The organism is Dictyobacter arantiisoli, from assembly GCF_008326305.1.
GTDB lineage: Bacteria > Chloroflexota > Ktedonobacteria > Ktedonobacterales > Ktedonobacteraceae > Dictyobacter > Dictyobacter arantiisoli.
Map to the genome: position 1 here is coordinate 1 of NZ_BIXY01000163.1, position 5855 is coordinate 5855.

The 5855-nt window shown below is 50.5% G+C and carries 5 protein-coding genes; 2 read left to right on the forward strand and 3 right to left on the reverse strand.

Annotated elements, in window-relative coordinates:
- Positions 1-135 precede the first annotated feature (135 nt).
- From F1593_RS30050 to F1593_RS27055, 3 genes are read right to left on the reverse strand one after another with little or no spacing between them, the layout of a single operon-like run.
- The gene (locus F1593_RS30050) at positions 136-387 is read right to left on the reverse strand and encodes a DUF5348 domain-containing protein (RefSeq protein WP_149404666.1); all 252 of its coding nucleotides are present in this window, start codon (positions 385-387) and stop codon (positions 136-138) included.
- Positions 368-2743 (reverse strand): tyrosine-type recombinase/integrase, encoded by a 2376-nt coding sequence (locus F1593_RS27050; RefSeq protein WP_149404667.1) that lies wholly within the window; start codon positions 2741-2743, stop codon positions 368-370. The genes F1593_RS30050 and F1593_RS27050 overlap by 20 nt, the downstream gene beginning before the upstream one ends.
- Positions 2740-3786 (reverse strand): tyrosine-type recombinase/integrase, encoded by a 1047-nt coding sequence (locus F1593_RS27055; RefSeq protein WP_149404668.1) that lies wholly within the window; start codon positions 3784-3786, stop codon positions 2740-2742. Before F1593_RS27055 ends, F1593_RS27050 begins: the two co-directional genes overlap by 4 nt.
- A 774-nt stretch (positions 3787-4560) precedes the next feature.
- Here F1593_RS27055 and F1593_RS27065 point away from each other — a divergent pair.
- Both F1593_RS27065 and F1593_RS27070 read left to right on the forward strand, forming a co-directional pair.
- Positions 4561-4881 (forward strand): hypothetical protein, encoded by a 321-nt coding sequence (locus tag F1593_RS27065; RefSeq protein WP_149404670.1) that lies wholly within the window; start codon positions 4561-4563, stop codon positions 4879-4881.
- 653 nt (positions 4882-5534) lie between these two features.
- On the forward strand, positions 5535-5855 hold a 321-nt coding region (locus F1593_RS27070), incomplete at its 3' end, for an IS110 family transposase (RefSeq protein ID WP_149404671.1).

Genomic DNA, 5855 nt, shown 5'->3' on the forward strand with positions numbered 1-5855 from the left:
TTTGTGGCTGGTCAGCATGCTTAACAAGTGGGTAGCTTGAAACCTTAACAGGTTTTGCAGAGGACCACTCGTGTGGGTAGTTTCAAGTGTAACAAATGGGTAGCTTGCTGACTAGCATAAACAAGTGGCTGTTTCTTAGTGGAGTTCTGTGTATCGTGCCTTCATATGTTCTGGCAAAAGGAAACGCCTACCTCCCTCAACAAAAAACCAGTAATCTTGTCCGTCACCTTCAATGCATCCTGCAATCCACTCGCGGTTGAGCCAGATTTCCGCAGAATATCCAGAGGTGAAGGTGAGTGCTCGCTCCAATGGAACACCCAACTCGTGTAAACAATACCGTTTGTTTTCATCTCGAATGAGTATCCCTTCACGAACTCGCTTTCTCATGTGTTTCCTCTTTCTTCTTTGTGGATGATCGTTTTGCCTCGACTGTCTGGATAGGGATGAACGTTTTACCTGGATCACTAGCACCAAGTTGCCGTGGAGTCGGCCCAGCAGGAGTTGGCATGTCCACAAGCTTCTTCTCTAAGGCTTCTAGACCATCGTCAACGGCAGCTATCTCATCTTGAGAAAGAGGAATTTCCTGTTTCATCCGCAGTAAGTTCGCTTTTGCTTCTAGGACTTGCGCCTGGCTTGAGCCTTTTGGAAGATAGAAGGTACATTTCGCACAGGCCATACGGTGGGGACACTGATCAAAAAATTCATAGCTACAATATCCATGCCCAAGATCGTAAAAACGCCAGGGTTCGCCAGCTGCGACCGCACCACTTTTCACGGTATCCTGGTCAATGAGCACTTCTACCGCACGGAGGTTTCTTCCAAAGTACCCTGCATCTGAATAGGATTTGGCTAATTTTGTTGGTGACTGAAGCAGATAGTGGATGGTTGAAGAGGGCCAAAGGTGCCCTAGCCAGTCTTTCAGCTCTAACAACGTCATTGGCTCTTTTGCATTGCAGAGCTGTGTTGCAATCGTTGAGCGAGCACGATGACTGGTAATGTTGCCACGTGCATCAGTGCGAGGAAGACCAGCTTTGTTGCAAAGCATTGGGATGAGGGTTACATTGATGAGGGTTACATTGATATATTGCTTGCCGAGACCATGCCCTCGGTAAGCAAAAAGATATTGGACGGTATCCCCTGTTTTAGGGTCGATGACTGCTGGCTGAGGTGGGCGAATCCGCTCCCAGATCGTGATCGCCTCCCCCACAAGACGATCTACAGGCTTGGTAAAGGCACCACTGGTTTTGTTGACTGGGATATCAAGCCAGCACACGGCATCTTTGGGAAGGGTATCCTCTGTACCTGGAATGAGAACATCTTCCCTTTGCCATCGTACACATCCTACTCGCAGTCGGCGGATTTCATCAAGACGTAACCCAGCAAACAACCAAACCACTGCGACCACACGGATCATTTCAACTGGATACCACGTGACGAGTTTAGTTGGATCAGCTTGGTATCCAAAGTAGGGAAGATCATCTGCGTTGATATTTAACCCGGCCCACAACAATTTTGCCCAGATATCATCTGAAATGACGCGAGGATTGGGGCGGATGATAGCACGTATGGCTCTGGGAGTAGCAAAAGCACGGCGTGGGTCAAAGCGGCGAGGTATCCAGTTCCATTCCTGACATTCGCGAAAGAATGCCCCGACACATTGGATATTCCTCTGTTTGGCTCGCGCTGTCAATGGTTTTCCGCTTTTTGCTTTCGCCGGAGGTATCCCCTCTGATGCCCAATCTCCACACTTCGCATGATCAACTGCTGCAACCCACTCTGCTGCCAGTTCGCGCGTCCACTGGGCAGGAGAAACGATTTCTGGATGAACTTTAGCGAGCCAGCGGCCTGCCTTCAACAAGATGTAGTAGTAGCTTTTTCGACTTCTTGGTGCTATCGTTGTTGTATTGAACCAACGCAGACACCAATTGACCCATTCTGAGTCAATGCCAGTGAGGGTTTGCTGTTTTGTCCGTTCTCTTTTCGGGTTAGGAAGGGAAGCCAGAGGCTGGTTAATATACCCCAGGCTGACCAGGACACGAGAGAGTTTCCTGATGTTCTCTTTGATGTACGAAGGAAGACGGGCTTGACGTACCTGCTCAAGAACTTCCGTTGTCAGATCTTCCAGGCGAGGACTGTGATTGAGCAGAAACGCTTCACACAGAGCGTTGGGCATCATCTGTTTGATGCGATCTTCTCCACATCCCCATTTGAGGAGTTCATCACAAACCTGCTGCACCGCAGCATCGATTGTTTTCTTGCCAAAGATCTTGACTGCAAGTAAGGTATGATGGACGTATCCGAAAATATTCAGATCGGTGACACATTCAAGAAGATAGGTCACAGCAATGAAGTGCTGACGTGCCCCATTGTGCCCTTTGCACTTCTGGTAGTAGGCTTGAGAGCAGTCTCCGAGTATTTGAATCCAGTCATCGACGGTCCATATCCAGAAAGAGGTACGCCGGGCTAACATCTCGCAGAGCAATTTGTGGACGACGAGGCCGCGAGCATCCACGGAAGCATTGGTCACATCCAGGGCATCATTGAGAGGACGCACGAGGCGATCTAGAACCTGACGAACCCGTTTGCAACAGACCAGGTAATCAGCCTTTGGATGATGGGTGATGGCTTCCAGCTCCTGGATCTCAGCCTCGCTGAGTTGTGGCGTACGATCATAGGCGGTAAGATGGATCGGCCACTGCCATCCGGAGGCGTAAGATGCAGCCTGGTGGGACAAGCTCGTCATGAAAAGATCTCCTGCATCACCTTCACTCTCCAGGCATGAATGGAGGCCATTCCTTTTTCAAGCTTGGCCGCCAGATCACGTCCACTCAGATGGATGTAGATCATGGTGCTTTCCATACTGCGATGTCCTGCAAAAGCCGCGATTTCATGGAGATCCCATCCTGTGCGAGCAAGATCTGTTAAGCATAAATGACGAAGGGTATGCGTGCTGAACTGATGTACGCCAGAGCGTTCTGCTATCCCTTCAATGACTTTGGACCAGATCCAGATCGAAAGCGGTTTTGCATAGTTGTGGTGGGACTCAGAGAGGAAGAGTGGACCACGCTCACGACTGAGCGCGCGCCGTTCACGAAGGTAGGCTGCGTACAGAACACCAGTGGCCTCTGAGTAGGGAACCGTACGATCCATGAGGTTTTTGGTCGTTTCAGCTCGGATATGGAGCAACCGATGAGCCGGGTCAATATCTGTCGTTGTGAGTGAACACAACTCCTCTCGCCGTAATGCTGCGTCGTAGGCCATTGCGAGCATGAGACGATTGCGCAGCGGCTCCTCTCTGGCGACTTGCAAGACGGCTTGCCATTGATCATCGTTGGGTATCCAGGGCAATTTGTGATACCTCGGGATGAGTCCTCTATCTCTCATCCCGCCAAAGCTCTTGCCGGGCGTGTAGCGACCTCTGCCAACAGGATTGTCACTTCTGATCCCTTCCTCGATCAGGTAATCGTAGAGCAGTCGAATGGGCACGATCCGTTGTTGCAAGGTGGCGTTGGCGAGCCCGACGCCAGAATCAAGGGCGCGCATCTTTTTCCCTTTGGGGTTTGGGCGTGAGGTCAAGTCATGAACATAAAGAGCAACAGATTCTTTGGTCGCAGCTTCAGCTACCACCTGATGATGGTGGCAAAAGTTGAGGTAATCTTCCAGTGCTCGTCCGTAGGCATCAATGGTATTGGGCGCCAACCCTAAGTGGGCCTGAATTTGTAACCACGAGCGTACAAAAGCAGTTTGAGACACGCGTGGATAGCGCTCCCAGCGAACGTCGTTCATGCAAGTAGCCTCATCAACAAAACAATGCTCTCATTGCTCTGTATCGGCACATTGCTAGCAAACTTGAGGATGTTTTGTTTGAGGCTGCCTCCCGTGCGGGTCTTCAAGACTACCAGGCGAGTCAAGGCCAAGCAAGCGCGCCCTCTCCGCCTCCCCCCCCCCCACCTGCGCGGCCTTGACTTCGCCTGGTCTGTGAGGACGTAACCCGCATCGGGAGTTGGGGACGCGGTGCGGGCTGCGGCAGACGGTGGACAGGCACACGTACCGTAGGCGCGAACACACGTGCGTCAGAAGGAGATTTGGGGACCGTTTGGGCGACTCCGGTGGAAGGATGAGCTGAATTCCACGTAACTTAGATTTCGTGCGCTCCAATATTCCTGTCCCCGTTCGTCGACCTGTCGAATGGTATCAAACGGAGAGGTATGGCGTGGTAATTGCGTGTTGTTGCTGTAATCCTCGTCTTCCATTGAACATCCTCCTCCTGTAGCGAACCCGACAATCAGTTCGTGCCCCTCTTTATTGAGAGCAGTATAAACCATTTTGTTCTCTCTCGCAAGTAAAACAGCATTGTAGAGAAGATAGTATTTATTCTTTTGTAATGCTTCAAATATTGCTATTAATGCACCAATTCCAAAAATATGTCTTCCATTTTCTCATGGGATATATATCGCTTGTATTTCAAAAGGACATTTTCCTATGTATCACTTGGGGGGGCGCAGTGTGTGTTCTGTAATCGAGAGTTGCCGATTACAGAACAGAAAAAGGGAAAATGACATGTTCATCACAGGTTGGAGAGACTTTAACCGATCATTTGGCACACACCAGCGTGGCAGTATTGGGCAAACGTCCTGTGCCTATTGCCACAAGTCCATCACCTCGCCACCGATTGTCTTCGTCCAGGAAAACCATACGACCTACCATCCAGAATGTGCCATGCAGATGGTCTATGGCATCCTGGTTGATCTGACTCATTGCAAGCCCTCAATGCCTGAGCAGACTTCAAAGGAAGAACCAGTGAGGGAAGAAGGGAAACTTGAGGCGATGGCACGAGCGTTTCGTGAGGCAGCACTGCAACGCGAAGAGGCGCAAAAATAACGGAACTTCTCCAAGAGAGAGAAAGATAGAGGGAGGACGAGGATGCTTGTATTGCCCGCTACTCTGCCCCTGGTGACACACACGGTAACTTGATTTCTACAATTAGTATGGTGGTGAGGGGCAACCAGGAATTAGCTACTCCTGGCGGGAAGTTGAAGAACCCTTCCTGGTGACTGGAGTTTACTCTTGTAAGCTGATTGGGGGAGGTGCTCAGGAAGCTTCATGAGAATCTGAAGGCATGTCCAGACTTCTAGTGTGTGTTTGGGCAGCAACACCTCCACAGCTTCTCGCCCCTCAACCATTTGCGTGATTTTCGAGACAAAAGGGAGCCGAAGGCTCATCAAGCATCCTGAGAACTTGAGGCTCGGTGGGGTATTGAAACGCTCGCTCATGCAAACTGGAGCGCGGAGTAAGCGATGCCGCCAGGCCAGACCCTTGACAGAGTCGGCCAGACTTGTTGAGCGAGAGCGACCGAGGAAGATATGTGCTCATCAATGCAGAACCCGGTCGCTCTCGGCGTCAGAGCGCTGCACGCCAACTCTGTCAAGGGTGGCATCGCCCGCGTTCCAGCTTGCTCGCAGTGTCAGGCTGATTTTCGTACGAACAAACTCCTATCGAAAACTGCATGACTGTTCGCAAGAAAGGAGAGCATCATGCCAAAAACAGCGAAATCTTGTACCAATCTCACTGCTATTCCCATGCTTGCGAAAGAGTCCTTGTATGTTGGCATCGATGTGGGGAAATATCAACATGTCGCAGGCTTTGTCTCTCGTACTCTCTTGACTCGTCACGAGCGCTTTGAAGGATGTCCAGTGCTCGCTTTTGAACAATCCCGCCAGGGATTTCGTGATCTGGTTGATCGTATTCAATCGTACGTCCCCCTAGAGCAATGCTTTGTTTTGCTCGAAATGACTGGACATTACCATAAAGCGCTCGTTCAATATTTACTTGATCTGGATATCTCTGTGTATCTG

What these genes read in the sequence shown, in the direction of transcription:
- F1593_RS30050 (WP_149404666.1), bottom strand. Translation starts at nt 387, where the DNA reads ATGAGAAAGCGAGTTCGTGAAGGGATACTCATTCGAGATGAAAACAAA.
- F1593_RS27050 (WP_149404667.1), bottom strand. Translation starts at nt 2,743, where the DNA reads ATGACGAGCTTGTCCCACCAGGCTGCATCTTACGCCTCCGGATGGCAG.
- F1593_RS27055 (WP_149404668.1), bottom strand. Translation starts at nt 3,786, where the DNA reads ATGAACGACGTTCGCTGGGAGCGCTATCCACGCGTGTCTCAAACTGCT.
- F1593_RS27065 (WP_149404670.1), top strand. Translation starts at nt 4,561, where the DNA reads ATGTTCATCACAGGTTGGAGAGACTTTAACCGATCATTTGGCACACAC.